Below are 1,258 nucleotides of genomic sequence, written 5' to 3'. Positions count from 1 at the left end.
GGCACTAGTAGTGCGTCGCTGCTTAGCTGTGGGTTGTCTGGTTGGGAAGCTGATGTCTGGCAGATCCTTCTTCCGTTCTGCCGGACAGGGGTGGTGTGATGGGTTCGCAGAAGAAGAGGCCGGTGGTACTGACCGCGGCTGAGCGTGAAGAGTTGGTCCGGGTGACCACGACGGGGGTTCATCCGGCCTCGGTGATAAGGCGGGCGCGGGTGCTGCTCGCGCTCGACACCTCTGCGGGCGAGATCGGCTCGCAGGAGGTGATCGCGGCCCGGGTGGGGGTCTCGGGTGAGACGTTGCGGCTGGTTGCCAAGCGTTTCGCTGAGACCGGTGGCGATGTGCACGCCACGATCGCGCGGAAGAAGCGTGAGCTGCCGCCGGTGCCCTCGCCGGTGACCGGCGAGGTCGAAGCCCGGCTGATCGCGATGGCGTGCTCACAGCCACCCCAGGGCCATACCCGGTGGTCGCTGCGGCTGCTGGAGAAGCACGTCGCGCTGGCCGAGGACATCCCCGACCTGGACCACTCCACCATCGGGCGGGTCTTAAAAAAACGGAACTGCGTCCTCATCTGAAGAAGTGCTGGACCATCCCACCGCGAGCGAACGCGGAGTTCGCGGCCCGGATGGAAGACGTGCTGGCCGTCTATGCCCGGCCCTACGACCCGGCACGTCCGGTGGTATGCATGGACGAGAAGCCCTACCAGCTCCTCGCCCATGCCCGCGACCCGCTCCCGGCCCGCCCCGGTCACGACGCCTGCCAGGACAGCGAGTACATCCGCTGCGGCACATGCTCGATCTTCGTGTGGGTCGAACCCCTGCGCGGGTGGCGTCGCGTTCAGGCACTGTCCCAGCGGACCCGGATCGACTGGGCCGGCCAGGTCAAGCAGTTGCTGAGTGTGGACTACCCCGACGCTGAGGCCGTGGTGCTGGTGATGGACAACCTCAACACCCACGGCATCGCCTCACTGTACGAGGCATTCGAACCAGAAGAAGCCTTCGCCCTGGCCCAACGCCTCGAGATCCACCACACGCCCAAGCACGGGTCATGGCTCAACATCGCCGAGATCGAACTCTCCGCGCTGACCCGGCAATGCCTCGACCGCCGGATCGAAGACCTCGACCTCCTCAACACCGAACTCTCAGCCTGGCAGAAGGCCACCAACACCGACCAGCGTCAGGTGAACTGGCAGTTCACCACCCACGACGCACGCATCAAACTGCGCCACCTCTACCCCAGAAATTAGCCGCGACAGTCTACTAGC

The 1,258-nt window shown here is 65.3% G+C and carries 2 protein-coding genes; both read left to right on the top strand.

The window, feature by feature from the left end; genetic code table 11:
• The first annotated feature begins 98 nt into the window (after positions 1-98).
• Positions 99-569, top strand: coding sequence for a helix-turn-helix domain-containing protein (locus ABTZ94_RS37600; protein WP_351207971.1), 471 nt, complete (start codon positions 99-101; stop codon positions 567-569).
• The gene (locus ABTZ94_RS37595; protein WP_351207969.1) at positions 458-1,240 is read left to right on the top strand and encodes an IS630 family transposase; all 783 of its coding nucleotides are present in this window, start codon (positions 458-460) and stop codon (positions 1,238-1,240) included. The genes ABTZ94_RS37600 and ABTZ94_RS37595 overlap by 112 nt, the downstream gene beginning before the upstream one ends.
• Positions 1,241-1,258: the final 18 nt, after the last annotated feature.

Origin of the sequence: Streptomyces sp. NPDC002785 (assembly GCF_040295565.1) — a bacterium.
Taxonomy (GTDB): Bacteria; Actinomycetota; Actinomycetes; order Streptomycetales; family Streptomycetaceae; genus Streptomyces.
Note: the sequence above shows the minus strand (reverse complement) of the source record. Positions and strands in the feature narration are given on the sequence as shown.